Genomic DNA, 24,915 nt, shown 5'->3' with positions numbered 1-24,915 from the left:
TTACAGGCTGGCTTTTAACGCATTGATAAAGCGACTCTGAAGCTGATCATCCACCTGAGAATTTAACCATTGCTCGACCAACTGTTGGCGCTCGGTATCTTTGCTTTGGTTGTTACCGATCCCCTGGGCCAGTTTCTGGACTTGCAACTCCATCCGCCGCGATTTGTCACTCGCGGGTGAATCAACCTCTGCGAGCACTTCCATCGCAATGACAATCGCTTGAGCATCGCTGTTCTCTGCAGTCAGTTCGCCATTCATCGCCTGAATAAATAATTCAGACCGGTAGCCCGCCGGTAAATCCCCGGCAGCTTCGAAAGCGACTTGGTCTTGCGCTGCAATGGCTTGCAATCGATCGATCAGACCATTCCAGCGCGCTTTCTCTGCGGCTTGCTTTAAATCCTGGCGATGATCATTCAGGGATTTCTCGCAGCTTTGTAGCTTTTTCAGCAGACGCTGATGGGCACTTTTCGGCAGTTCAATATCACTGAATTGCTGTTTGATTCCGGCTAATGTCGTTTGTGCAGCAGAGACGGCTGCGTTGCTGTCGAATGATTCTGCAAGCAATGCTTCCGCGTGTTTTATCAGTGCTTCTGCGCCAACAACAGCATCGTTGATTTCGGCTTTTCTCTGTGCTCTCTCATTATCCAGCCGGGCAAAAATTGCATCGCAATGGCTGCGGAATTGCTTCCACAACTTCTGGTCCGGATTACGTGGAGTTACACCGATGGTTTTCCAGTTTTGTTGCAGCTGCTTAACCGATTCAATCGCAGCACTCAGATCTTGCTGTTCAATCAACTGCTGTGCCTGCTCGGTCAGCGCTTGTTTCGCATTCAGATTTCGGTCGTATTCTGCTTTCAGATGCGCATAGATGGCATCACAAGCGGCGTGGAAATCATTCTGGGTGTCTTTATGAGCAGCGCGATCAACGGGAGAATAACTACGGAATGTTTCCCGCGCAGCATCGAGTGTTTTCTGAACCACTTTCCAATCAGCACTGGCCCAATCCATTTGTTGTTCGTAACTGCGTAACTCTGACGTCAGAGTTCGGCGCGCTTCGATAAACTGCAGCCGCGTTTTTGCCTGCTCTGCAAAGTATTCACGACAAGGGTCAAAGGCTTTGTCGCCGGCAGCCTGAAAGCGTTGCCACAGTTCTTTATCGGGTTGACTGCTTCCCAGGGCTTTCCATTGGTCTTGCAGGTCGTGGATTTTTTCTGCCAGATCTGCTGGATCGATGTTTGCATCAACCAGGGCTTCCATCTCCTGACACAACGCTTCTTTTTTCGGGGTTGTGGCAAACCCTTGCCAATCTCGCATTTCATTGAGGCGCGCGGCCAGAGCCTTGGCCAGACGTTGCTGACTGGCTGCAACTTTATTATCGACTTGACGCAGGTTTTGGATCAGCTGCTGATTAATTTTGCTGGCGTCCTTTGCATGACCTTCGTCCAGTGCTTTTTCTAATTTCACCAGTTGTTGGTCGATGGTTTGCAGGCGACTCTGTTGTTGTTTGGCCAATTCTTGTAACTGGGTATCAGCTTCATCCAGCTTTTTAGTAATCTGCTTTACCCACTCAGGAGTATTATCGGCGGTTGGCCACTGCAACTGTTTTTGCCATCGCTGTGCCTGTTTTCGGACGTTTGTTAAACCACGCAGGTCCGAAGGCAGTTTCCGCTCCAGCCATTCTTGTAATTCACGTTGATTCTCGTTGAGGTGGCTCAGTGTGGTTTGTATCGCCAACAGCTGTTGCAGCTGGTTTTCAAATTGGCGCCTTTGTTCGGTGTCAGCTTTTTGATGATTGTTAGCTTTGCTCCAGTTTTGCTCCAGGCTGGTGATCTGGTCGTGTAAATCAGACGGAACTGAGACACTGGTTTGTGACAATAACTCTTGTAATTGTATTAGCAGCGATTGTTGCTGCTGATGCGCTTGTTCTGCTTCTTCCTTTAACGCAGCTTGACGGATTTCTTCTTCTGCGTGCTGCTGCAGTGTCGCGGCGGCTACAGCCAGTTCGGTGTTAATCTGACTGATTTGCTCTGCATTGGCCGCATCTTGGAGGCTGCTCCAGTCTTTGCTCAATACCTGAAAGCGGCCATTGAATTCTGGGTTGTAACCCAAGCGGTTCAGTTGCTGAACATTGGCCAACAGACCGGTAATCTTTTCAAGCAGCGCTTGCTGCGCTTCACGCTCGGCTTTACCGGCATTCAGACGGTCTTTGCATAAGCGGTAGATGGCTTTGTCTTTACCTTGGGCGTAATTCATCAATTGCTGCAGTTTATCGGTATCATCAATACCTTCTGCGGCCGCCAGCCGAACCTTAGCAACCGGATTTTTCATGGCCAATATCAGGCGTTGCTGCTGGTCTGTAATTTTCTCGATGGCCTGCAGTCGTTGTTGTTGATCGTCAGTCAACGAAGCAATGCGTATTAACGTATTGTTGTCAGTGATTTGCGAGAAATCAGAATGACCAGAAAGCAAGCGCTGTAACCAATGCTTGCGGGTCATCTCACGCACATCTTTGCTGCTGTGGGATAACAATTTATCGAGTTCCTGCTCGTCGCTGATGCGGGCGATAGCAAGCTGCCGCAGTTCGGCAACGGTTTCGGAGTCAATGTAACTTAACAATTGTTCGCCCGGTTTCAGGTCTGCGATGGCTTTACGCCGAACTTCCGGGTTGTCATGTTGCCACTTTGGTTTGAAGTACTTACTGAATAAAGCCATCGATGGATTCCGTTGCAGATGTCACATAAAAAAGCCGCCTCATTTTACAGGGCGAGGGCCAAAGGGGAAGAGCAGGAACGGATACATTCGCCGGCAGTCTGTGGTAAAGTCGCGCCCTATAAACAAAAACAAACCGCTGCATATACCAAAGACAATAATAAAAGCGCTTGGGGAAACGCATGAAAATTAGCAAAATTCTCGTAATATTCAGCCTGCTGATCATGACAGGTTGTGCATCCATGGGTATTGGCTCTCGTCCATTGTCAGAGTTGACCCGAAATTACACCGACGACAGTTCGAAGTTTCTCGCAGTCGATGACCTCGTTATTCATTATCGTGATGAAGGCCAGGGGCCAACACTGGTGTTATTACATGGCGTTGCGTCTTCGTTGCATACCTGGGATGGATGGGTAGAGGAATTAAAAGATCGCTATCGTATTATTCGCATTGATTTGCCTGCCCATGGCTTGACCGGCCCTGACCCAAAGCTTGAACGTTATGAAATTGGCTACATGGTCGATAAGATCGACAAGTTTCTGGCCAAAATTGGTGTTCGTAAGGTGTTTATGGCGGGTAATTCTCTCGGTGGTTACATTGCCTGGAACTACACCTTGCATCGCCCGGACCTGGTCGAAAAATTGATCCTGATTGACGCGGCAGGTTATCCGCAGGATATGCCATTTATTATGAATTTTGCGGCACTGCCTGTGATTGGTGAAATGAGTAACCTGATGATGCCGCGGTTTATTGTCTCAGCAAATGTTCACGAGGCGTACGGTGATGAAACCAAGGTCAGTGAAAAGCTGGTTAAGCGATACCATGACCTGACATTGCGCCCAGGTAACCGCGAAGGACTGGTTAATGTATTTCGCACCATGAAGGAACAGAGCAAAAACCCCGCATTGGGCGACCGGGTTAAAGAAATCCGTGCGCCAACTCTGCTGATGTGGGGGGAGGAGGATCAGTGGGTTCCCCTGACTACCATGGAGCGTTTCCGCGAGGATTTGCCGAACGCGCGGGTTATTACTTATGAAGGCGTTGGCCATATGCCAATGGAAGAACTGCCGCTACAAACCGCGCGGGACGCGGCGGATTTCCTGCAAAACGGCCGCGCTGCTGCTTTGCCGAATAAATCGGCTGTAGGCGGTTAATTACAATCTGCCACGCCAGTAGCGCAGTTGGTGTGGCTTTGAGGAACAACGTGTGAGCAGTATCGTCTGGTACGACTACGAAACTTTCGGCGCCAGCCCGGCATGGGATCGTCCGGCGCAATTTGCAGCGATCAGAACGGATGAAAATCTGAACGAAATAGAGCAGCCAGTAGAGCTGTTCTGCAAGCCAGCGGACGATTATCTGCCGCATCCTCAGGCGATTCTGATTACCGGTATTACTCCCCAGAACTGTCAGCACAAAGGTCTTCCTGAGACCGATTTTATCCGCCAAGTAAATGATGTATTCAGTGTGCCCGGCACTTGCAGTGCTGGCTATAACAGCATTCGTTTCGATGATGAAGTAACGCGCCATACTTTATATCGCAATTTCTATGACCCTTACGCTCGCGAGTGGCAGGGCGGCAATAGCCGCTGGGATCTGCTTGATGTCGCCCGCTGTGCTTATGCATTGCGTCCGGACGGTATTGAATGGCCAGAGAACGACGCAGGAAAAATCAGTTTTAAACTGGAGCATTTAACGGCAGCGAACGGACTGGATCATGGTAAAGCACACGATGCGGTTTCTGATGTGCGCGCTACGATTGCACTGGCGCGACTGATTAAGGAGAAACAACCCAAACTCTACCAATACCTGTACCAGATCCGTACCAAGCAACAAGTTGCGGCGCTGGTTGATGTACAGAGCCATAAGCCATTGATGCATATCTCTGGCATGTTCGCGGTAGAGCAGGGGTGTATGGCTGTTGTTGTCCCTTTGTGTTGGCATCCGAGCAACAAAAACAGTGTCATTGTTTATGATCTGCATCAGGATCCCGCGCCACTTTTCGATCTGAGTGTTGAAGACATTCAGCAACGTGTGTTCACCAGGGCAGCGGATATGCCGGATGGCATGACTCGTTTACCGCTGAAAGAAATTCACATTAATAAGTCCCCTGTGGTTGCACCAGCAAAAACACTGACGCCTGATCAGGCAGAGCGCTGGGGTTTATCCGGCGATACATTGCGCCAACATCTGTCTCTGATCAAAAACGGAGCCGATTTAACCGCTAAACTGCATCAGGTGTTCAGTCGCGGTGAATTTGCCGACAACGCAGATGTTGATGCCCGTTTGTACAGTGGTTTCTTTTCGGCTCAGGACAAAAGTGCGATGAATGATTTGCATCGCTTATCGGACTGGGAATTGGCGGACTGGCCCGCACCGTTTGCCGATCCGCGCGGTGAGGAAATGTTGTTTCGTTACCGGGCGCGTAATTACCCTGACACCCTCAGTGAAAATGAGCGTGAACGTTGGGAGCAACATCGACAGGCACGTTTAATACAGGGTGTGGCCGGTTCACCACTTTTAAATTACGAAAAGTTTGCCCATGAGCTGCAGCTGGCGGCGCAACAAGTGATGAATGATCCGGAAAAGTTACAATGGATTCAGGATCTGCAGTTATACGCAGAGTCCATTTTTCCGTATACCGATTATTAAAGTCTGGTTATAACAGAGAGTCTGATGGGTTGCGCAAACCCATCAGGGTTACACCCCAATGCCACAGAGTGGGGTGGAATCTCAGGTGCTCTCGTGTGTGGATGCACATTGGTCATGATAGGATGGCCTGACTGCAAAACCGTTCACATTATGCTTTCAGTGACGACAAGCAGAGAGGCTCTACCCCTCCACGGCGACTTCCCTCTTCTTTATTTTCGCACCTTTGTGGTGCTTTCTAGCCTTTTAGGGCACGGTATTAGTGCTTTACTGCATGGTTGGCTGCACCGTTATCCAACAGCCTTCTGAGTTATTTCGTTGTTAAGAAATTTATTTGCACTCAATTAGTGCCTTTAAAGTCGCGTGCTCACTGGTCTTACAGCCCCATTTGGATAAAACATCTCTTTCTGGAGCGACAATCATGACAAAATTGGTATGCAATCTGCTAATACGCAGCCACTAAGCTGCCAATTATGCCAATGTCATGTTTGTTGGCTTTGTTCTGCATTAATGCAGGGCGCTTTCGTAATGATATTGGCAAGGCACCAAAATGAGTCGGGCGGACTCCGATGTCAGGCTCGGAACAACACAAAAACTAAGAGGAACTCAAGTGGATAATCTTGACGTAACCAGTATTAACAGCGCGGTAGAAACTCTGATGCAGAGCGCGAACACCATGTTCATCCTGTTAGGTGCCATCATGGTCTTGGCGATGCACGCTGGTTTTGCTTTCTTGGAAGTAGGTACTGTTCGCCACAAGAACCAGGTTAACGCTCTGGTAAAAATCATCACGGATTTTGGCGTTTCGACTCTGGCATATTTCTTTATCGGTTATCAAATTGCGTACGGTATGGACTTCTTTGCAAGTGCCGCCGAACTGACTGAGAACAATGGCTATGAACTGGTTAAGTTTTTCTTCCTGTTGACCTTTGCTGCCGCGATTCCGGCGATCGTATCCGGTGGTATTGCCGAGCGCGCTAAGTTCTACCCGGTGCTGCTTGCCTCTGCTCTGACGGTTGCTTTTGTATACCCTTTCTTCGAAGGTATGATCTGGAACGGTAATTACGGTTTCCAGAGCTGGTTAGAAGTGACTTTCGGTGCTCAGTTCCATGACTTCGCCGGATCAGTCGTGGTTCACGGTGTGGGTGGCTGGATCGCATTTGCAGCCGTTGCTCTATTGGGTTCCCGTACAGGCCGTTACCGTGATGGTCGTGTTGTTGCCTTCGCACCTTCTAATATTCCTTTCCTGGCGTTGGGTGCCTGGGTGCTTACCGTTGGTTGGTTTGGTTTTAACGTCATGTCTGCTCAGACACTGGACGGAATCTCAGGATTGGTGGCTGTTAACAGTCTCATGGCGATGGTGGGTGGTATTGTTGTGGCTATGGTCGTTGGTAAAAATGATCCTGGTTTCATCCATAATGGACCGCTGGCGGGGCTGGTTGCTGTGTGTGCTGGTTCTGATTTGCTGCACCCAATTGGTGCTTTGTTTGTTGGTGGTGTAGCTGGCGGTTTGTTTGTCTTTATCTTCACTCTGGTACAGAACAAATTCCCTAAGTTTGATGATGTGTTGGGTGTTTGGCCGCTGCATGGTCTGTGTGGCGCATGGGGCGGCATCGCTGCTGGTATCTTTGGTACTGAAGCATTTGGTGGGCTGGGAGGCGTTACCTTTATGTCTCAGTTGGTGGGTACAATTGCGGGGATCCTGGTGGCGTTGATTGGTGGCTTCCTGGTGTACGGCATCGTGAAAGCGGTATCCGGTATTCGTCTGGATGAAGAGGAAGAATACAACGGTGCTGATCTTTCGATTCATAAAATCGGTGCAACCAGCGACGCTGAATAAGCTCGATACCTGATGGCACTACCGACCCCCTGGAGAGCGATCTGCAGGGGGGTTTTAATCGTTTTTTTCAAGATCCTGGGTTTACACCCTCATATTGTGCTGATGATTGAGCGCAATGGCAGAGTTACGCTTCTCGCTACCACGGCACATAACAACTTACTTGATGGTTTTAACCCGGTAGCATCGTATTATCGACACCGTTTGTGATTCTATTGCCTTCATAAGCCTGATCTCAGGTTTCGGTCAACGATGTTAAACAGCGTGTGTTGCGCTCTGTTCATACGGAATGGCTGGCTATCACTTCTTTACCGATAATCGTTTTCTTCGCATGATATTAAGGCGTACTCTTTGAACTTCACTTACGGAGTTCTAACGGATGGGCTTTATAAAACGTTTTGTATTCGTCCTTGTCTGCCTTTTTGCGGCAATTGCGTGTTATGCCTTTGGTATACCGCAGGGCGGGGTGTTATTTCTCGTCGCGGGTCTGGTATTCGAAGGGTTATTTTGGTTTGGTTTATTCGGCGGGAAAAAATAGCCCTGCCACGGATTTACAACTAATGAGTCGAAACTTCAAACGATGAGGCAGAAATTGTTCAGTGTTTGCTGTGATGACTGACTCGAAACAGGAATGTATCTACATGAAAATACTCTTACTGATGATACTGGGAATGCTCAGTGCTTGTTCTACAACGCAGGTTTTGCAGTATCGCCAGGCACCAGATAGTCACGCTGCCGATTACCAGACATTTTCTATGAAGGCGATTCAGAATGCCCGGGGACTGAATATGCCGGCAATGGCGAAAGTTGGCAAAGCGATTAAAAATGCACTGGAGAAAAAGGGCTTGCGTCACGTTGAGCAGGGTGGTGAGTTATTGATCGAATATGGTGTAGGTATTCGGAATATCAACTCATTAAACCTGCATTTTTATCCGCAAGGTCTGGGTACCCGAACGCAACATGATATTGAATCCGAAACCATCGCTAAAATGGTTATCAATATTAATGACGCAGAGAAACAGCGTTCAGTTTGGTTGACCAGTGGTTCAGCTCGAATAGATGGCGAAGAGCATTCTCAGCAGCAAATAAATGAAAAATTTATTAAGATTTTCTCCAACTTTGAATAGAGAAGGGGCATTAGACGCCCCTCCCTCTCATCAACATTAGAAGCGAAACTCACTGATTTTATCGTTGATGTCACCAGCCATCTGATCCAGTTCGTTACTGGCTTCCTGAATTTCCGATGCTGCTTCGAGGATTCCATCTGATAGATCTTTTACGTGAATGACATTTTTATCGATTTCAGAAGTCACTGCACTTTGTTCCTCTGCGGCCGTTGCAATTTGCGTACTCATCCCTTCAACCTGATCGATCAGATGTGAAACTTCATCCATTTGGTTTGCAGTATTTTCTACCTTCTCCATGCTGTTTTTCGTTTCTGCCTGGGATGCCTGGACCGAATGTTGAACAGCGCTTACTTGAGACTGCAGAGACTGAATCTTATCGCGGATTTCATCGGTGCTCTGTGCGGTTCTACTGGCGAGTGTGCGTACTTCGTCGGCAACTACTGCGAACCCTCGGCCCTGTTCACCGGCTCGTGCGGCTTCAATAGCGGCATTAAGAGCCAGTAGATTAGTCTGTTCTGCAATGGTCTGAATTACATCTAAAACTGCTCCGATACTTTGACTTTCTTGTTCCAGCTTTTCCAGATCCTGGATTGCGCCGTTCATATTTTTACTGAGCAGGTGGATAGTCTGACGCGCCAGGCGCGACATATCCTGACTGTCTTTTACCCGGTTACGTGTATTTTTCATGCTGTCGGAAGCCAACTCGGCATGGTTTGCGACCTCTGCTACCGATGCACTGACTTCGGTTGTGGCTGTGGCGGCAGAATTTACTTCCTCGTTCTGTTTATGAACCTGATCAACGGTGCGCCCTGTTGTTTCTTTCATTAAGTTAGAATTGCGGCTCAGGGTATCGGCGGTATCTTTCATATTGCGGAAAAACCCTGCCAGTTGGCTAAACAGTTGATTCAACGCTTTACCGAGTTGAGCAAATTCATCATTACCATGATCCCGGAAGCTGGCGTCAAGCTGGCGCTCATCGGCGATGGTTTTGATTTTTCCAATAAATACGTCGATCGGTGCTGTGACGCGTGCACCAACCCAAAAACCAATCGCTACTACTGATGCTGTGATTATAAGCGCAACCAAAATAGAGCTACTTACCAACTTATCCGTCATGGCTATTACGCTGGCATACGCTTCCGCTTCTTCAACTTCGCTGATTAATGCCCAGCGCGTACCAAGAAAATTGATGGAAGTGTAGGCTGACAATACTTCTACCTGTCGGGTGCCTTTAATGTGCACGACACCGGTTTGACCCGAGAGTGCAGCATTGGCGCTTTCTGTAGTAACGGGTTGCAAGCCGATCGCAGAGCCACGCACATCTATTTCTGTAACCAGTGTGGAAGGAAGCCCAGCGTTGCTGAGCGCCTGAATATAACCCGCTTTATCTTCAATCAGGAAGCGGCTTTGGCTTCGCAATGTACCGTCCTGACCAATCAGATAGCTCTCTCCCGACTCTCCAAAACCAACGTCTTTCCATTGATTATTGTTTGTCATAATGGCGTTGATTTCATCAACCGGCATTTGAAATACCAATACCCCGATTAGTACGTTGTCGGTGTAAATGGGGGTAGACATAAAGGAGGCGGGTGCCCCGTAGGAGGGGAGGTAAGGTTTAAAGTCAATAAATTTTGCATTTCCATTCCCCGCTGTAAGCCCCTTCCGATAAGCCTCGGCCAGTCCTGAATTGGCAAATGGTCCCGTTATCAGCGAAGTTGCGTAATCGATTTCCTTAAAGACGGAATAAATAATGTGACCTTTCTCTGGTTCAATGAGGAATATATCGTAGTATCCAAAGCGCTGTAAAAACTCGTTCAGATACGGGTGTAGCGCTTTATGTAACTCATCATATTCCGTATTGTTGGCTACCGAAATGAGCTGGTTTTTCTCACCCAGTGGATTGCGGTTCTGCGCAATATATTCAGTTTGTAAAGAGCGGCTTATGTCACTGAGCTGATTGAGAATTTGCTGCGGGTTTGCACTTTTCCCCTGGTTAACTCGTTGGAAGTTGGACTCAAACTGTTGATTGTAGAAAGACTGAAGCGAGTTGTTCTGTTGCGACGATAGCTGTTCGTCAAAGTTGAAGAAAGCATCGCTCATCAATTGAGCTGATTGCTCAATCATTGGGTTTTTGCTCAGTGTGATAATTTGTGATTCTATAGTGCTGAGATAACGCTCAATACTTCTTTTGTTAAGATCCCGGCGACTAATAAGGCTCTGTTCAACTTGTTGCTGTGCACTTTTTTGAGCATTTTCCATCGCAATATTGCTACTGATCAGTACGCTCAGAATAACGGCAAGTACGGCTGTGACTGTTACGGTTGCAATAACCTGATGTTTAACTTTCATATTTGCTCTGTCGGCTAACGGTTTTCTGGTTTTCATCCTCACTACTACAGATTAGAATAGTTTTGGTAGTTTGCATGCTGAATCTAAGCAAGTTTTGTAACATACAACCCGTTTCAATTGAGAGAAGATGACTATGTCCCGCGAAGAACGCGATTTTTTTGCCCGCACTGAAGAGGATCGAAATGACTTTTTGACCCAGACCTGGTGTAACAGCTGTATGGCTGCCGATCTTGGTATGAAAGAGCCGCAGGAATATGAGTTGGATGGTGTGATCTATATCGAAGGGAAGTGTATTAAGTGCGATGAGCCGGTGGTTACCGAAATCGCTGACGAGTCAACGGATGGCGACTGGGACGACGAATAAGCTGTACTCGCGGTCACTGCAGTTTGACACCAGAAAGACTGCAGTGGCCGCGGTTCTTTATCCGTTTTTATTGATGTATTTGAGAATCTCTACCACCTGTTGTGGTGTTTCACATACCGCTAACGCTGCAGCATCAACCTCCTTCAATGGATGCGTCAGCGCAGAATCATGTTGTACGATCAACGATTTTCCCAGTGCCGCTGCGTAGCCAGCATCAAACGCAGCGTTCCACTGTTTGTATTTATCACCGAAGCGAACCACGACGATGTCGGCATCGGCAATTAATTTGCGGGTGCGCAAGGCGTTTACTTTTGCAGCTTTGTGATCTTTCCAAAAGTTATTTTCTTCTTTACCAAGAATCTCATCTCCGCAGTCGTCGGAAGCGGAATGATTCGTGTTTGGACCAGTTAAAGTCACTTGCAGTGCTGCTTCTTCGATTCCTCGGGCGATATCATCGCGCCAGTCAGTGTGGATTTCGCCCGATAGGTATACAGATAATTTCACGGTTTATTCCTAATTATTAATATATTAAGTGTTCTTTTCGTCCGCTTTTTTCCAGCGGGTAAATAGCATACTGCTGATGAATAATATCAGACTCGCCAGAACCAAACCCCAGCCCCAGATCGAAGCGCCTGGAGTGAAAGCCAGTAACACAGCGAGAATAAAATACAGCATGCTCACATAGCTTAACCACGCTGCGGCCTTGTGCGCGCGTTTGATCAAGCCTGGGATAAAAAGCATTAATGGTAAGACCTTAAACAGCCAGATGCCGCTACCGGCTAAAACAAACGTCAGTGTTGATTCGATGTTTTGCGGTGGGTTACTGAAAGTGGAAAGCAATAGAATCAAGATGATTGCCCCATAGCTAGAGAGCATCATCGAGTAGGCGTAACGGGTGTTACGGCTCTCTGCCGTTTTCATGCGATGTCCTCTGTGCTTAAGCGACCTGCCAATCTGGCGATTCGACGACCCTGGGCCTGACATAAGTCGGTCTCTGCTTTACTCAGGGTTTTGTCGTTATCTGAGCCTGACCAGTGGCTACTGCCATACGGCGTGCCACCGGACTCGGTAGTGAGTAGCCCTGCTTCGCTGTAGGGGATACCCGCGAATACCATGCCGTGATGCAGCAACGGTATCATCATGGTAAGCAGGGTTGCTTCCTGACCACCATGCAACGAAGAAGACGAGGTGAATGCACCGGCCGGCTTATCGATCAGGGCACCTGTCAGCCAAAGATTAGAAGTCGTATCGAGGAAATACTTTAATGGTGCGGCCATATTGCCGAAGCGGGTCGGGCTACCCACTACCAGACCGGAGCAGTGTTTCAGGTCATCGATAGAGCAATAAACGGCGCCCGAATCCGGCACTGGCGATGATATCGCTTCAGTATTCGGAGATATATCAGGTACGGTCCGCAGTCGAGCAGTCATCCCCCTGTGTTGCTCTATCCCTCGTGCCACCTGGCGTGCCATCGCTTCTGTCTTACCATGGCGGCTGTAATACAGTACTAAAACATAAGGTGCGTTAGCCATCAGATAATCTCCAAAACCTGTTCCGGTGGACGTCCAATACGAGCTGCATCACCGTTAACCACAATTGGACGCTCAATCAATTTCGGCGAGGCAACCATGGCTGCGATGATGGCGTTATCGGATAGGCTGTTATCGGACAGGTTATGTTCCTTGTAGGCCTCTTCTTTGGTGCGCAGCAATTCACGCGCAGTCATTCCCAGTTTGGCTAACAGGGCTTTCAACTCGTCAGCGGCTGGTACCTGCTTGAGATATTCGATAACCTCCGGCTCGATGCCGTTTTCTTGCAGTAGCGCCAGTGTTTGGCGGGATTTTGAGCAGCGTGGATTGTGGTAAATCTTAATGTCGCTCATGCTAAGGCGTCCTGTGGCTGATGAAACAGTGCGCATTGTATCATCTCGAGTGCTCAACCACTCGGTTTTGTCTTATCAGGGAAATGCTTTTCTGGTGATAGTTTTTGGGGAAATTATGGCGAACAACAGCTTGTTTCATCTACTGTGGTCCAGCCTGAAACGTTTCGAGCGAGAGGAGCGACGTCGGGATGCTGCAGCCCTGACTTACACTACGCTGTTCGCTTTGGTGCCAGTGATTACTGTTAGCTATTCGATTCTCAGTGCCCTGCCTGCCTTGCAGAGTTGGGGCGAGCAGGCGAACCAACAATTACTGACGTATGTGATGCCGGAAGGCAGCAGCGTTATTTCTGGTTACCTGACGCAATTCAGCCAGCAGGCGCGGCAGCTCACCTGGCTTGGCGTGCCTTTCTTATTTGCAACGGCCTTTATGTTGTTGCGTACTATTGAAATGCAATTTAACCGCATATGGAACGTCAGTAATCCACGTTCCGGAATGCAAACATTCCTTCGTTATTGGGCGGTATTAAGCCTTGGGCCTTTATTATTTGGTGCTGCGTTTGCAGCCAGCTCGGTGTTGGCGTCTGTCAGACTATTTGGTGATACCGCTTTACTGGTGCCGGGCGCGGCGCGACTGATCCCCTGGGCACTCGGCGTACTTGCGCTGACGTCACTGTACATGCTGGTGCCGAACTGCAAAGTACCGTGGAAACATGCGTTGTTGGCCTCCATTCTGGTGGCAACGGTATTTGAAGCGGCCAAATTTTTGTTTGGTCGCATTATGGGTATGTTTCCCTCTTATCAGCTGATTTACGGAGCTTTTGCTGCGGTACCACTGTTTCTTTTGTGGATGTATCTGGGCTGGATGTTGCTGATTCTCGGCGCAGAAGTGAGCTTTGCACTGAGCCATCGTCAGCAACACAGCGGTCACAGTGAGCCGCTAGGGTTACGATTGCGTATCATCAGCGAGTTACTGGCTGCGCAAAACGGTAATAAACCGCTGGATCAGCAAGCGCTTGAACGAGTCCTTTGTGAGGACGACCTCGAACACATAGAGAGATTTGTGTGTTATGCCGAGCAGCAACAATGGTTGAAGGTATCACATGAGAACGAGTTGCTGTGGATTCGTGACCCTGAGTTGCTGATGCTTCGTGATCTGGTCAATGATCTGAAGATCAGTCAACTTATCCAGCCGCAGGAGCGTCATCAAAGTCTGAACGATTGGCGTCAGGGATTGATGCAAAGTATGAAGTTGAGCCTGGACCAGCCCGTTGCCAGTCTGTTGGCTGGCCCAACAAAAGGGAATGTGGCTAAAATGCCACGAAATTGATAAGGATAGTACTGAATGAATAACAGTATTCAGGAGCCAGAAATCGAATCCTCGGTGGATAATCAGGCCCCGGATTTGGGGGCTGCAGCGGTAACGTTAAAAGTCCATCCATGGCGATCATCGCTTTACGAAGAGTTGCACAACCGACCGTCTCCGATAATTCAAGGCAACTGTCAGGTTGCTCACTTTACAGTACTGCTGAACGATAACCGTCAGGCACTGCATGACCATGTGGTGGATCTGTGTAAGCGTTTCAGTGTGCCTGCACCAGGACCAGATTCCTCTTGTTTTTATCAGGACTTTGGTGGTTTTGAGCTGCGTTGGGAGCGCCATCTGGAGTTCGCTAATTTCACTTTTATTTGTCCGGATGTTGAGCCATTTTCATCCGAGGCGCTGAATTTTATTCCCAAAGACTGGTTGGCGGGCATTCCCGGAGAACTGGTGGTTGCAGTTCAAATGGCGGTGGTGGATGCCGCACCGGAAGGTAAAGATCTGCACCGATGGTTTGAAGGGCAGCGCGCCTCAGGTTCCGGAGTGGCTGATAAAAAAGCGCAGGTCTGGACGGCGTTTAAACTTCACAACGACGGTTTTGGACGAATTGTCACCTGTAACGAGGGGCTGACGCCGTATCAGACTGGTCGCCTGGTACAACGTCTGTTTGAACTCGAAACCTACCGGATGATGTCGTTGATGGCACTGCCAATTGCGCGTCAGATGGGTGCGGAACTCAGTCGTATTGAAGAAGGTCTAGCGACGCTGAATCAGAGTATCTCTGATATTGATGCGGATAAGGATGAACGGGTTTTGCTGCAGGAGCTATCCATGTTGGCTGCCGAGGTTGAGCGTTTACGTTCTGACACCAATTTTCGTTTCGCAGCAGCGGTGGCTTATCACGACCTGGTGCGTGACCGTTTAGACCAATTAAAAGAAACTCCCATTAATGGAGTGCAAAGCCTGCGTGAGTTTCTCGAACGCCGGTTAACGCCGGGCATAAAAACCTGTAACTCCGTTCGAGATCGGCTGGAAGATTTATCGCGACGTATTCACCGTACTACCAGTATGTTGCGTACTCGGGTTGAGTTATCGATTCAGGAACAAAACCAAACATTACTGGCATCCATGAATCGGCGCAGCCAGCTGCAATTGCGTTTGCAGCAAACCGTTGAAGGATTATCAGTCGTGGCGATTGGTTACTATATTCTGGCACTGCTTGGGATTGGTTTTGAAGGCATCAAAGCGGTCGGGATTGAGACCATGAATTCTGATTTATTTAAAGGTATCGCGCTGCCCATTGTATTAGCGGCGGTGTATCTCGGAGTACACAGTTTGCGCCAGCGTATTACAAAAAATAATCGCAACAGTTCGCCGTCGGAGACGGAAGGCAGCAGTTAGGTGTAGTGCACACCTGGCGGCAGGTTTTTGTCGTATGTCGGCTAAAATCGGCCGCTTTGCTACTTAACAGGCTGAAAATTCGCTCAAAACTCGCCTTGGCTTGGGAATTGCTGTGATCTCCTCACAGTTCGTTTTCAGGTCAGGTTTATGGATATCAATCCAAATTCATCAGGTAAAAGTTCGCCTACTAGTAGCCAGGTGTCTGAACCGGCAGCGCGGCGTTTGATCGATCGGCTCAATTCTCAGGGAAGTCAGGGGAATACTGAACAGGTTTCTATTTCCTATAAAGCCCAGAAGTTGGATTTGATACGGGCAGAATTTTTCTCTACCACCATTCGTTCGGACCAGATCCCGGCGTTGACCCAGCGATTATTCGAGGATGGTTTGATCGATAGTGAGCAACTCCAGTCACTCAGTGGTTTTCGAAGTACCCCTGTTTCTGCCGTATCGGAATCGGTTCATTTTCTCAATAATTTCATTCTTAACGAGTCGGTTGATGGTGATACCGAAGGGGCAAAATCGCTCCTGTCTGCGCTTGAAGTTATCGAACAAATGAATGCTCCAGCCACCGCTGGTCGGCGCGAACAGGAACAGCAGGCGCTGGTATTTGTCGGAAATTATACGGAAATGTTGAAAGAAACTGATGCGCCTGCCGATATTATTAAAGGCTTCGAAAAAGTCTCGGAAGTATTAGTGACATTAAATAAAGTTCGCAGTAACGAAGCAAAAACAGGCGCGTTGGCAAGTTATGCCAGTGTTGAAGAAGCGCATAAGGCGCTCTACGACGACAAACCAAAACAAGGTAATGACTCTGTTTAACCAATGAGGTTGCAGTCCATCTTCAGAGAGCATGATATGAGTGAGATAATTTATGCGCTTTAAGCGACTATTACTGGGGGCTGCCTTGTCGGCTTTTGTGGGCCAGGTATCAGCGAACGGCTTGTTGGTGACATCAGAAGGGCCCGGCAGCCCGGACTCAGGGGTTGGCAGCAAATTCTCCAGCAGTCAGATGAGTATTACTTTGCCGTTAGAGGTCAAACGCAATCGACAGGAATCTGCAGCCAGCTATCTGCACCTGGATCAGACCAGTTTTAAAGTAGGAGGGTCTGATATAGCCAGCAATGACTACTACTGGTTGTCCGTTCCTGTACATTACCGACAGCGTCGGGATCGCGATAATGAATTCTTGATCCAGATTGAGCCGGGTGTGATGACAGACCTGAAAAGTCTTGAGTCAGATTCTCTCGCCGCTAACCTGGAGATCTATGGTCGACGTTATCGCAGTGGCGGTGGCTTCTGGCAATTCGGTGTTGTAATTGATCGCGCCTTTGGTGACCTGAATCCCAGGCCTGCATTGGCAACGTCATTTCAGAGCAGTAAGCAAACCCGTGTTTTGCTTGGTTTTCCTCGCACTAAAATAACAACTCAGTGGGGGAATTCGTTAACATCCTTCTTGCACATACGCCCGGCAGGCGGTGTATGGCGTGAGGAAATCACTGATCAGGATGGCGCTTTTAAAGTATCTTACCGCAATTGGCGAATCGGCATGGGTGGTGAGTTTCGCTGGCGTAAGCAGCTGTGGCTGACAGCAGAAATTGGTCAGACACGGCTGCGTACGATTGAGGCCGCAGACAACACCGGATCGGTGAAAACTTCTCGCCCTGGTGATGATGCATATACCCAGTTTGGTTTGAGTATTAAATTCTGATTGTGAGCGGATATAAAAACGGCCACCTAATTGGGTGGCCGTTTTTTGGGGGCTGAAGTTATTGATTATTCAGCATGGCATCACGAGCTGCTTGCTGAATTAACTCGTCTGCCCAACGATTCATTTGTTGCGCTAATGCTTCTTGCGGCAATGCACCCAGTTGCAGCAAATGGCTGTGGTATCGGGCTTCGTCGAATAATACGACTGGTTGAAGTTTTTTCTGAATGTTAGTGCGAAGCTGCCGTAAGGCCTGAAAATTCAGATATTTTTCGCTGCTTTCTGCGGGGTTTAACAGCACCTGATCAACCATCGACTGGGCCTGCGGTAACTCATTCAGCAGGTTGTTCTGGACAAATTTCAAGGCCTTAAGTCGCTGCCAGCCCTTAGCATGAATTCCACTATCGATGACCATAAGCACCAGCTGTGTCATTTGATTGTGCCAGAACATCAATTGCGAGGCCGTGTCCGTATAATTCGTCAGGGCTAGCTGCTGACTGTAGAGCTGCCAACCGCTATTGAATCGACTGTGATAGGGCAAGCGGCGGAAGGCTGGCAGTTGCTCATTTTCAGCAGCCAATGCCAGTTGCATATGTAATCCGGGAACCGAGTAGCTCGCCATAGTCAGTGCTAGCTGGGCGCGGGAAAACGACCCCAGGGCATCGGGATTCCAGCGAAACTGAGCAGCGCCACTGTCTGGGGCCGGAATGTAGGCAAAGTTCTGATCTTCACTGGTATAGCGCCCTGGTAAGCTAACTCCCTGAGTCACTGCCAGTGGTGTTTGCGGAATATCGGTGAATTCGTATGGCAGCTGTTGCGCCAGCTGAGTCAGGGTTTGTTGTTGAAAGCCTAATAGTTGCGGAGTAACCAACTGCTTCTCGGTTTGTTGCGAAAACGGCGGTTGTTGCTGACGCAACCAGCTTCTGAGTTCATTGAATTTGGCTTGTTCCTGGCTGCTGCTCCAGCCGTTTCGTTGTGCAAACGCCAGAACTTGCTGTTGGATTCCCTTCAGCTCTGACAAGGCGAACTGGAATAGCTGATTCGCATCCATTTCTGTTTGAGAAAAATGCTGCAACTGGAGTTGGTAGTAGCGCATGCCTTGGGATTGTTGTTCGAGGGAGACCAGGTTTGGGGCCTGCTTGTGCTGTTGCTGCAACGTGACCAGTAGCTGGTTAAGCGCTGGTAAAGCTGAGCGCGACAGGGCTCGTTTCATCTTTTTCAGTAACAGTTGGCGACTGGATGGATAAAGCGCCAGATCAGCCAGTTTCTTCTGGAAGTCTTGCCAGAAAAGATTGCTTTCATTGAAACGGTGGCTATCGATGTTGTCATCACTGTTGTTGAGCCAAATATTCAGACGATCAATACTTTGTTGGTACGCAAAAGCCGGAGAAACATAGCCACTTTCGAATCGTTCAGTTAGCGCTTCCTGCCAACGTGTTAATAGCGAAGATAATGCGTTGATACGGGCAATATAATCGTGGGCATCCTGAATATTGCTAATAGGGTGGTGTTTCAATAGGGTCGCTTCTACCCGAATCAGCCAGTTGCTGTTCGTCGCAAGCGGGTCTTGCAGTTGTTGCAGCGGCGCCAACAGGAGTTGGTATTCCAGCTCGTTCATCAATGTGTGGTAGCTACCGAGATTGCCAAGACTTAATGCCGCCTCATTGATGGCTTTGAGACGGCTGCGGAAACCCTGGAGGCTTTCCAGTTGCTGTTCCCTGGCTTCTGCAGAAATATCATCCCAGTCGAACTGGCCACGAATACCGCTAAAGCTTGCCAATACCGGACTGGTTTCCAATCGCCACTCCGTGTATGCGGAGAATATTGTTTCAGCCTGGTGGTTGGCTTGTTGCTGCTGTTCTGAGGTGATCACCACTGTTGGGGGGGATGGCTGGTTTTTTTCGGTGACTAACTGGCAACCATTCAATACCACGGGTAGAGCCAGTAGTGGCAATAACCGGAAAACAGACAACATAACACTTGCTCGACTTGAAAATTCTAGACGCGGGCGAGTGTAACAAAGTTAACGGCGTAAATCCGGCATCACAAATTTGGATTGGTTGGCGCTAAACGTGTGTTTGTTGATGACCTCGTATACGTGACCACACTGGTTGCAATAAACAACGTAAAACCAGGGGGTGCCATTTTTGGCGGTTTCCTCGCTGGCTTTTGAAGCAAAGTGTTCGATTCCTTCAGCATTGCAGCTCGGGCACTTAGGTTCCGCCATAACTACTCTCCATAATCTTCTCTATAATTTGTTATGCTCAGTTCGATTGTAGAGCAGGGTTTTGGTTCCCCAAAGCCAGGATTAAGGAATTCTTTATGCGCTTGTGTGGTTTGACACTGATTTGTCTTATGTTGGTAAGTGGTGCGGTAAATGCTGAAATTCAGCCGTTTAGCGCGGCGCGCCTGCTGGAGCAGGAGAAAATGCCGGTTAAACATTATCGTCTGGTGATTTCTGAACTAAAGCGCAGCCAAGCGACCACATTTGGTGAGCAAGAACGTCGTCTTGATGGCGATCTTTGGCGGCGAATCTGGGCAGTCCAGCCAGGGTTGACGCTGGATGAAGTCAGTACCTTTTTTCAGCAGCAAATAAGCGAACTCGAGTTGATTTATCAATGTCAGGGTCTTGATTGTGGCAGCAGTCATTTTTGGGCTAACACCGTGTTCAAAAATGGTCGCTTGGTCGGGCGAGAACAGAATCAACGTTACTGGGTAGTGAAGCGCCCGCTGGTGGACGGCGGCAGCGAAGTGTGGGTGCTGTATCTGGTGCAGCGCGGTTCACGACAGGTGTATATTGTAATGGATCGGTTGGTAACAGCGGATGAGGTCAGCTTGCAGCAGGTCAGTCAGACTCAGATTCAGGCAGCATTGCGTCAGAACTCTGGTTGGTTACCGGGCTTGGTTACTGATAATGGTCTGTTGAACGAAGAACTCAGCGCTAATCTGATCGCTGTGTTGAAGGATATACCCGAACGAGACAAGCGCCGTCTATATCTCATGATGCATTGTTACGACGCCAGTCTGATGGCGGATAACCTGCTTTGTTCCGAGCGCTTAGCGAAGCAGCTTCGGGTTGCTACTTTTAACGAGACATCGGAGTTAAATGTTGTTGGCCATGGCGCTTTGGTTGCAGCTCCGGATAGTGGTTTATCGCCCAGACTGCGTTACGTTTTCTGGCCGCAGCGCTGAGTTTTAGAGGTTGTGACTATGAGTGAGCAAAGAATATGACCAGAGCAACAGCGGAGGGAAAAACCCTGGCTTTGGTTCTCGGTAGTGGCGGTGCCAGAGGCTATACCCATTTGGGCGTGATCGACGAATTGCAGGCACGTGGCTACAAGATCGTATCGGTATCAGGTTGCTCAATGGGGGCTATTGTCGGTGGCTTTTTCTGTGCAGGTAAGCTGGAGGAGTTTCGCCAGTGGGCCACCGGTCTGAATTATCTTGACGTGTTAAAGCTGGTGGATTTCAGTTTGTTATCGAACGGTGCGATCCGGGGAGATCGTGTATTTAATATTCTTGAAGGCATGTTGGATGGTCAGAAAATTGAAGAGCTGCAACTGCCGTTTACTGCGGTGGCAACAGACCTGACTCACAAAAAAGAAATCTGGTTTCAGAGTGGCGCTTTAAATGAAGCGATTCGGGCATCAGCCGCCATTCCAAGTCTGCTAACGCCGGTTTCTTCAAATGGTCGTTTGCTGGTAGATGGCGGTGTATTGAATCCGTTGCCGATTGCGCCGTGTGTATCGGCGCACGCAGATTACCTCTTTGCCGTTGATCTTAATGCCGATGTGCCGATGCCCGTCGATTTTTCGGCGGAGCGGCAGCCCTCGCCACAAGAGAAAGACGATTGGTTTAATTCGGCGGTAAACTCTGCGATCGATAAGGCTGGCGCGTTGCTGGAAAGATTCGATCATTCCGGTAAAGATTCGGATGAGAAAACCAACCAAATCGCCCAGGATAATCTGGGTAAGCTGGAAATTCTTAACGAAATGTTTGAAGTCATGCAGGCTTCACTGTCCCAGTTCAAAACTGCGGGCTATCCGCCGGATCTGCTGATCCGTATGCCCAATAACTGTTGTCAGATGTATGAATTTTACCGTGCCGACGAGATGATTCGCCTAGGCCGTCATATTGCCGCGCAGGCGCTGGATGCATTTGAGCAGGGCCAGAGCAGTTTATATGGACATGGAATTGCCGGACATTGACGGTGATAAACATGGCTTATGGCTCAGCAGTGCGTTAACGAGCGAAAACGGTTAAACTAGGGCGCTTTCTGATTGCTGCGTCGCCAGCGAAAAACAGTTACAGGAATCCGAGTGTCCGAACTACCGTCAGTATCTCTGCAACAGCAAAAACTTCATGCCGTCGATGAATTATTATCGCTCCAGGATATGATCCGCTGGGCAGTCAGCCGTATGTCTGAGGCTGGCATCTACTTTGGGCATGGAACCGATAATCCGATGGATGAGGCGGTGTTATTGGTGACACATGCGTTGGCCTTACCATGGAATCAGGCCGATCAGTGGCGTGACTGTCGTTTGACGCGGCAAGAACGTGAATGCATCGCCGAGTTGGTTGTTTGTCGTATTGAACAGCGTGTTCCAGCACCTTATCTGGTGGGCGAAGCCTGGTTCTGTGGTTTGCCTTACGTGGTCGATGAGCGTGTGTTGATTCCCCGTTCCCCAATTGCAGAGCTGATTGAAAATAGCTTCCAACCATGGTTAACGCATGAACCGAAGCGGATTATGGACTTGTGTACCGGCAGTGGCTGCATTGGAATTGCTTGTGCGATGCAGTTTGAGCACGCGGAGGTCGAACTGCTGGATATCTCATTTGATGCTCTGGCAGTAGCTGAAGAAAATATTCAGCGCTTGCAGGTAGAGGATCGGGTTATCGCGTTGCAGTCGGATTTATTTGCCGCTGCCAGCGGGAAGTACGATTTAATCGTTTCCAATCCACCATATGTCGATTCTGACGATATGGCTTGTTTGCCCGATGAGTTCCATCATGAGCCGGAGTTGGCCTTAGCGGCGGGTGATGACGGTCTCGATCTTGTGCGGATTATGTTATCTCAGGCGCGTGATCTCTTAACCGATGATGGCGTATTTGTGGTCGAAGTCGGAAACAGCTGGCCAGCATTGGCTAAGGCCTATCCGCACTTGCCATTTCAGTGGCAGGAATTTGAACGGGGTGGTCATGGTGTGTTTGTACTGAACGCCGCGGACTTGGACAACCTTTCATCAGCGCAATTAAAAATTTAAGAAATACGAGTATATAAAGTATGTCTGGCAATACCTTTGGCAAGAGTTTTACCGTCACCACCTTTGGTGAGAGCCACGGTCTGGCGCTGGGCGCCATTGTTGACGGATGTCCCCCGGGTATCGAGCTTACCGAAGCCGATCTTCAGGGCGATCTTGATCTGCGTAAACCGGGTACTTCAAAATTTACCACCCAGCGTCGTGAGCCCGATCAGGTAAAAATCCTATCGGGTGTGTTCGAAGGAAAAACGACAGGTACGCCCATTGGTCTGTTGATTGAGAACACCGATCAGCGTTCAAAAGATTACTCTAATATCGCAAAAACCTTCCGTCCTGCACACGCTGACTATGCATACACGCAAAAGTACGGTTTCCGTGACTATCGGGGTGGTGGCCGCTCGTCTGCACGTGAGACCGCGATGCGCGTAGCCGCAGGTGCTATTGCTAAAAAGGTTCTGGCGGCTAAAGGTATTGAGGTGCGCGGCTACTTGTCACAGTTAGGGCCGATTAAAATCAATCCGGCTAACTTCGATTGGCAACAGGTGCGTCAGAATCCGTTCTTTTCTCCGGATGCTGAGATCGTGCCGGAAATGGAAATATACATGGATGCACTGCGTCGTGAATGCAACTCGGTCGGCGCCAGGATCAGTGTTGTTGCCACGGGCATGTTGCCGGGGCTGGGTGAGCCGATTTTTGACCGTCTTGATGCCGAGTTAGCTCATGCCTTAATGAGCATTAATGCCGTGAAAGGGGTTGAGATCGGTGATGGCTTTGATTCGGTTGAACAAAAAGGCACCGAACACCGTGATGAGATGACGCCAGAGGGTTTCCTCAGTAATCATGCCGGCGGTATCGTTGGTGGTATTTCGACAGGACAGGATATTGTTGCGCATATGGCATTGAAGCCAACTTCCAGTATCACGGTCCCAGGTCAGTCGATAGATGCCGACGGCAATCCGATTGAAGTGGTTACCAAAGGCCGTCATGATCCTTGTGTTGGTATTCGTGCTACGCCGATCGCTGAAGCTATGATGGCGATTGTGTTAACTGATCATTTGTTGCGGCATCGCGGTCAGAATGGTGACGTACAATGCGATACGCCAGTAGTGGCTGCACAGGCACCGGTTTCAGAATAAATCAGGAGCGGCGATATGGATTCTCCTTTGCCTCGCTCTGAGGTGCCGTATCGTCGCTTATCGTTGTTCTACTTTCTGTATTTTGCTCTTCTCGGCTGTATTGCACCGTTCTGGGGGCTATTCCTGCAGGCACGAGATTTCAATGCTGAAGATATCGGCCTACTGATGGCCGCTTTTGCTGCCATTCGCATTCTCGCTCCAAATGTATGGGCCCATGTTGCTGGTCGTTTTTCTTCACCGATGGTGATGGTGCGTTGTGCCGGCGTGTTAACCGCGGTGTGCTTCGTTGGTGTCTGGTGGGCAAACTCATTTTTATCGATGTTGTTGGTGATGTTGGCATATGGCTTTTTCTGGGCGGCCATGTTGCCTCAGTATGAAACAATTACGATGCAGTCACTTAATAACCGGATTGATGATTATTCGAAAATTCGACTTTGGGGGTCTGTTGGCTTCATCGTTGCCGTGATTTTATTGGGGTGGTTGTTTGACGCTTTTTCAGTTAATTACCTGCCTGCTGTGATGCTGGTAACGATGCTGTTAATTACAGCGAACAGCTTCTCTCATTCTGCCCGTGTGGTGGTACGAGAAGGAAAAAGAGAGCGCAACTTCATATCTCAGGCATTACAGAAGCAGGTTGTTGTATTTATTCTGATAACAGTGCTGTTACAAATCAGTCACGGAGCGTATTACACATTTTTCAGTATTTATCTGGAACAATTGGGATACAGTAAATCTGCGATTGGACTACTTTGGTCGCTAGGGGTTTTTTCAGAAGTCATCTTATTCTGGCAATTTCATCGTTTACTCCACTTACTCAGTTGGCGCGGGTGGGTAATGATGATTTTGATTTTAACGGCGGTACGTTGGTTACTAATATCACAACAAGCTGATCAGCTAGTTGTACTATTAATTGCTCAGGTGCTGCATGCATTCAGCTTTGGCGCTATGCACGCAGTATCGATGCGGTATATCCAGCACTACTTCAGCCGCCCCAATCAGGCTCAGGGACAGGCGTTGTATTCCAGCATCGGTTTTGGTCTGGGCGGCGCACTGGGTGCCTGGGGGTGTGGCATTTATTGGAATAGACTGGGTGGCGAGCAAGTTTTCGTTGTATCAGCCGTCATTGCCACTGTCGCTTTTCTGATCGCGTGGACAGGGTTGCGCCGCGAGGAATAGGGTA

General features: G+C 48.9%; 22 protein-coding genes. 14 read left to right on the top strand and 8 right to left on the bottom strand.

From position 1 onward, the window contains the following. Entirely contained in the window at positions 1 to 2,712 is a 2,712-nt protein-coding gene (locus tag MK185_06425) for a DUF349 domain-containing protein (protein MCH2040253.1), read from the bottom strand. Positions 2,713 to 2,891: 179 nt separating this feature from the next. Here MK185_06425 and MK185_06420 point away from each other — a divergent pair, with 179 nt between their 5' ends. From MK185_06420 to MK185_06405, 4 genes are all read left to right on the top strand, one after another. Beyond that, positions 2,892 to 3,863: an alpha/beta hydrolase gene (locus tag MK185_06420; protein MCH2040252.1), complete on the top strand. Its 972-nt coding sequence runs from the start codon at positions 2,892 to 2,894 to the stop codon at positions 3,861 to 3,863. Positions 3,864 to 3,915: 52 nt separating this feature from the next. Next, on the top strand, positions 3,916 to 5,358 hold the full coding sequence (sbcB, locus tag MK185_06415) for an exodeoxyribonuclease I (protein ID MCH2040251.1): 1,443 nt from the start codon (positions 3,916 to 3,918) through the stop codon (positions 5,356 to 5,358). A gap of 655 nt (positions 5,359 to 6,013) precedes the next feature. Continuing rightward, complete coding sequence (locus MK185_06410; protein ID MCH2040250.1) at positions 6,014 to 7,195, top strand: ammonium transporter; 1,182 nt, start codon at positions 6,014 to 6,016, stop codon at positions 7,193 to 7,195. Positions 7,196 to 7,833: 638 nt separating this feature from the next. Next, the gene (locus MK185_06405) at positions 7,834 to 8,319 is read left to right on the top strand and encodes a DUF4136 domain-containing protein (GenBank protein ID MCH2040249.1); all 486 of its coding nucleotides are present in this window, start codon (positions 7,834 to 7,836) and stop codon (positions 8,317 to 8,319) included. A 36-nt stretch (positions 8,320 to 8,355) separates the two neighbouring features. Here MK185_06405 and MK185_06400 read toward each other — a convergent pair whose 3' ends face one another. After that, positions 8,356 to 10,668: a methyl-accepting chemotaxis protein gene (locus MK185_06400; protein ID MCH2040248.1), complete on the bottom strand. Its 2,313-nt coding sequence runs from the start codon at positions 10,666 to 10,668 to the stop codon at positions 8,356 to 8,358. Positions 10,669 to 10,801: 133 nt separating this feature from the next. Between MK185_06400 and MK185_06395 the strand changes: the two genes are divergently transcribed. After that, positions 10,802 to 11,032 (top strand): hypothetical protein, encoded by a 231-nt coding sequence (locus tag MK185_06395; GenBank protein MCH2040247.1) that lies wholly within the window; start codon positions 10,802 to 10,804, stop codon positions 11,030 to 11,032. Positions 11,033 to 11,089: 57 nt separating this feature from the next. Here the strand turns inward: MK185_06395 and MK185_06390 are convergent, their stop codons facing one another. Genes MK185_06390 through arsC form a run of 4 tightly spaced genes read right to left on the bottom strand, consistent with a single transcriptional unit; the run spans position 11,090 to position 12,914 of the window. Further along, entirely contained in the window at positions 11,090 to 11,536 is a 447-nt protein-coding gene (locus MK185_06390) for a YtoQ family protein (GenBank protein ID MCH2040246.1), read from the bottom strand. A 24-nt stretch (positions 11,537 to 11,560) separates the two neighbouring features. Next, positions 11,561 to 11,953 carry a DUF2069 domain-containing protein gene (locus tag MK185_06385; GenBank protein MCH2040245.1) on the bottom strand — a complete coding sequence of 131 codons (393 nt, stop codon included), beginning with the start codon at positions 11,951 to 11,953 and terminating at the stop codon, positions 11,561 to 11,563. Next, positions 11,950 to 12,567, bottom strand: coding sequence for an NAD(P)H:quinone oxidoreductase (gene wrbA / locus MK185_06380; GenBank protein ID MCH2040244.1), 618 nt, complete (start codon positions 12,565 to 12,567; stop codon positions 11,950 to 11,952). The genes MK185_06385 and wrbA overlap by 4 nt, the downstream gene beginning before the upstream one ends. Beyond that, positions 12,564 to 12,914, bottom strand: a complete 351-nt coding sequence (gene arsC, locus MK185_06375; protein MCH2040243.1) for an arsenate reductase (glutaredoxin) — start codon at positions 12,912 to 12,914, stop codon at positions 12,564 to 12,566. The genes wrbA and arsC overlap by 4 nt, the downstream gene beginning before the upstream one ends. A gap of 115 nt (positions 12,915 to 13,029) precedes the next feature. On the opposite strand from arsC, the gene MK185_06370 reads away from it, so the two are divergent. The 4 genes from MK185_06370 (at position 13,030) to MK185_06355 (ending at position 17,341) form a co-directional block, all read left to right on the top strand. Further along, entirely contained in the window at positions 13,030 to 14,241 is a 1,212-nt protein-coding gene (locus MK185_06370; protein ID MCH2040242.1) for a YihY family inner membrane protein, read from the top strand. A 15-nt stretch (positions 14,242 to 14,256) separates the two neighbouring features. Then, on the top strand, positions 14,257 to 15,633 hold the full coding sequence (locus tag MK185_06365) for a DUF3422 domain-containing protein (protein MCH2040241.1): 1,377 nt from the start codon (positions 14,257 to 14,259) through the stop codon (positions 15,631 to 15,633). Positions 15,634 to 15,780: 147 nt separating this feature from the next. Further along, positions 15,781 to 16,452 carry a hypothetical protein gene (locus MK185_06360; GenBank protein MCH2040240.1) on the top strand — a complete coding sequence of 224 codons (672 nt, stop codon included), beginning with the start codon at positions 15,781 to 15,783 and terminating at the stop codon, positions 16,450 to 16,452. A 52-nt stretch (positions 16,453 to 16,504) separates the two neighbouring features. Continuing rightward, positions 16,505 to 17,341: a DUF6268 family outer membrane beta-barrel protein gene (locus MK185_06355; GenBank protein MCH2040239.1), complete on the top strand. Its 837-nt coding sequence runs from the start codon at positions 16,505 to 16,507 to the stop codon at positions 17,339 to 17,341. Between the two features lie 58 nt (positions 17,342 to 17,399). On the opposite strand, the gene MK185_06350 is transcribed toward MK185_06355, so the two are convergent. After that, positions 17,400 to 19,313 (bottom strand): DUF885 domain-containing protein, encoded by a 1,914-nt coding sequence (locus MK185_06350; GenBank protein MCH2040238.1) that lies wholly within the window; start codon positions 19,311 to 19,313, stop codon positions 17,400 to 17,402. A gap of 48 nt (positions 19,314 to 19,361) precedes the next feature. Then, entirely contained in the window at positions 19,362 to 19,565 is a 204-nt protein-coding gene (locus MK185_06345) for a transcriptional regulator (GenBank protein ID MCH2040237.1), read from the bottom strand. Between the two features lie 95 nt (positions 19,566 to 19,660). On the opposite strand from MK185_06345, the gene MK185_06340 reads away from it, so the two are divergent. The 5 genes from MK185_06340 (at position 19,661) to MK185_06320 (ending at position 24,911) form a co-directional block, all read left to right on the top strand. Then, positions 19,661 to 20,530: a DUF4892 domain-containing protein gene (locus MK185_06340; GenBank protein ID MCH2040236.1), complete on the top strand. Its 870-nt coding sequence runs from the start codon at positions 19,661 to 19,663 to the stop codon at positions 20,528 to 20,530. 35 nt (positions 20,531 to 20,565) lie between these two features. Further along, the gene (locus MK185_06335; protein ID MCH2040235.1) at positions 20,566 to 21,546 is read left to right on the top strand and encodes a patatin-like phospholipase family protein; all 981 of its coding nucleotides are present in this window, start codon (positions 20,566 to 20,568) and stop codon (positions 21,544 to 21,546) included. Between the two features lie 186 nt (positions 21,547 to 21,732). After that, the gene (prmB, locus tag MK185_06330) at positions 21,733 to 22,602 is read left to right on the top strand and encodes a 50S ribosomal protein L3 N(5)-glutamine methyltransferase (protein ID MCH2040234.1); all 870 of its coding nucleotides are present in this window, start codon (positions 21,733 to 21,735) and stop codon (positions 22,600 to 22,602) included. A 20-nt stretch (positions 22,603 to 22,622) separates the two neighbouring features. After that, positions 22,623 to 23,735, top strand: coding sequence for a chorismate synthase (gene aroC, locus MK185_06325; protein ID MCH2040233.1), 1,113 nt, complete (start codon positions 22,623 to 22,625; stop codon positions 23,733 to 23,735). 15 nt (positions 23,736 to 23,750) lie between these two features. Continuing rightward, positions 23,751 to 24,911: an MFS transporter gene (locus tag MK185_06320; protein ID MCH2040232.1), complete on the top strand. Its 1,161-nt coding sequence runs from the start codon at positions 23,751 to 23,753 to the stop codon at positions 24,909 to 24,911. Positions 24,912 to 24,915 lie beyond the last annotated feature (4 nt).

It is taken from the genome of Saccharospirillaceae bacterium (assembly GCA_022448365.1).
In the GTDB taxonomy this organism is placed as follows: domain Bacteria; phylum Pseudomonadota; class Gammaproteobacteria; order Pseudomonadales; family Oceanobacteraceae; genus Bacterioplanoides.
This window is presented reverse-complemented; position numbering and strand designations above follow the sequence as displayed.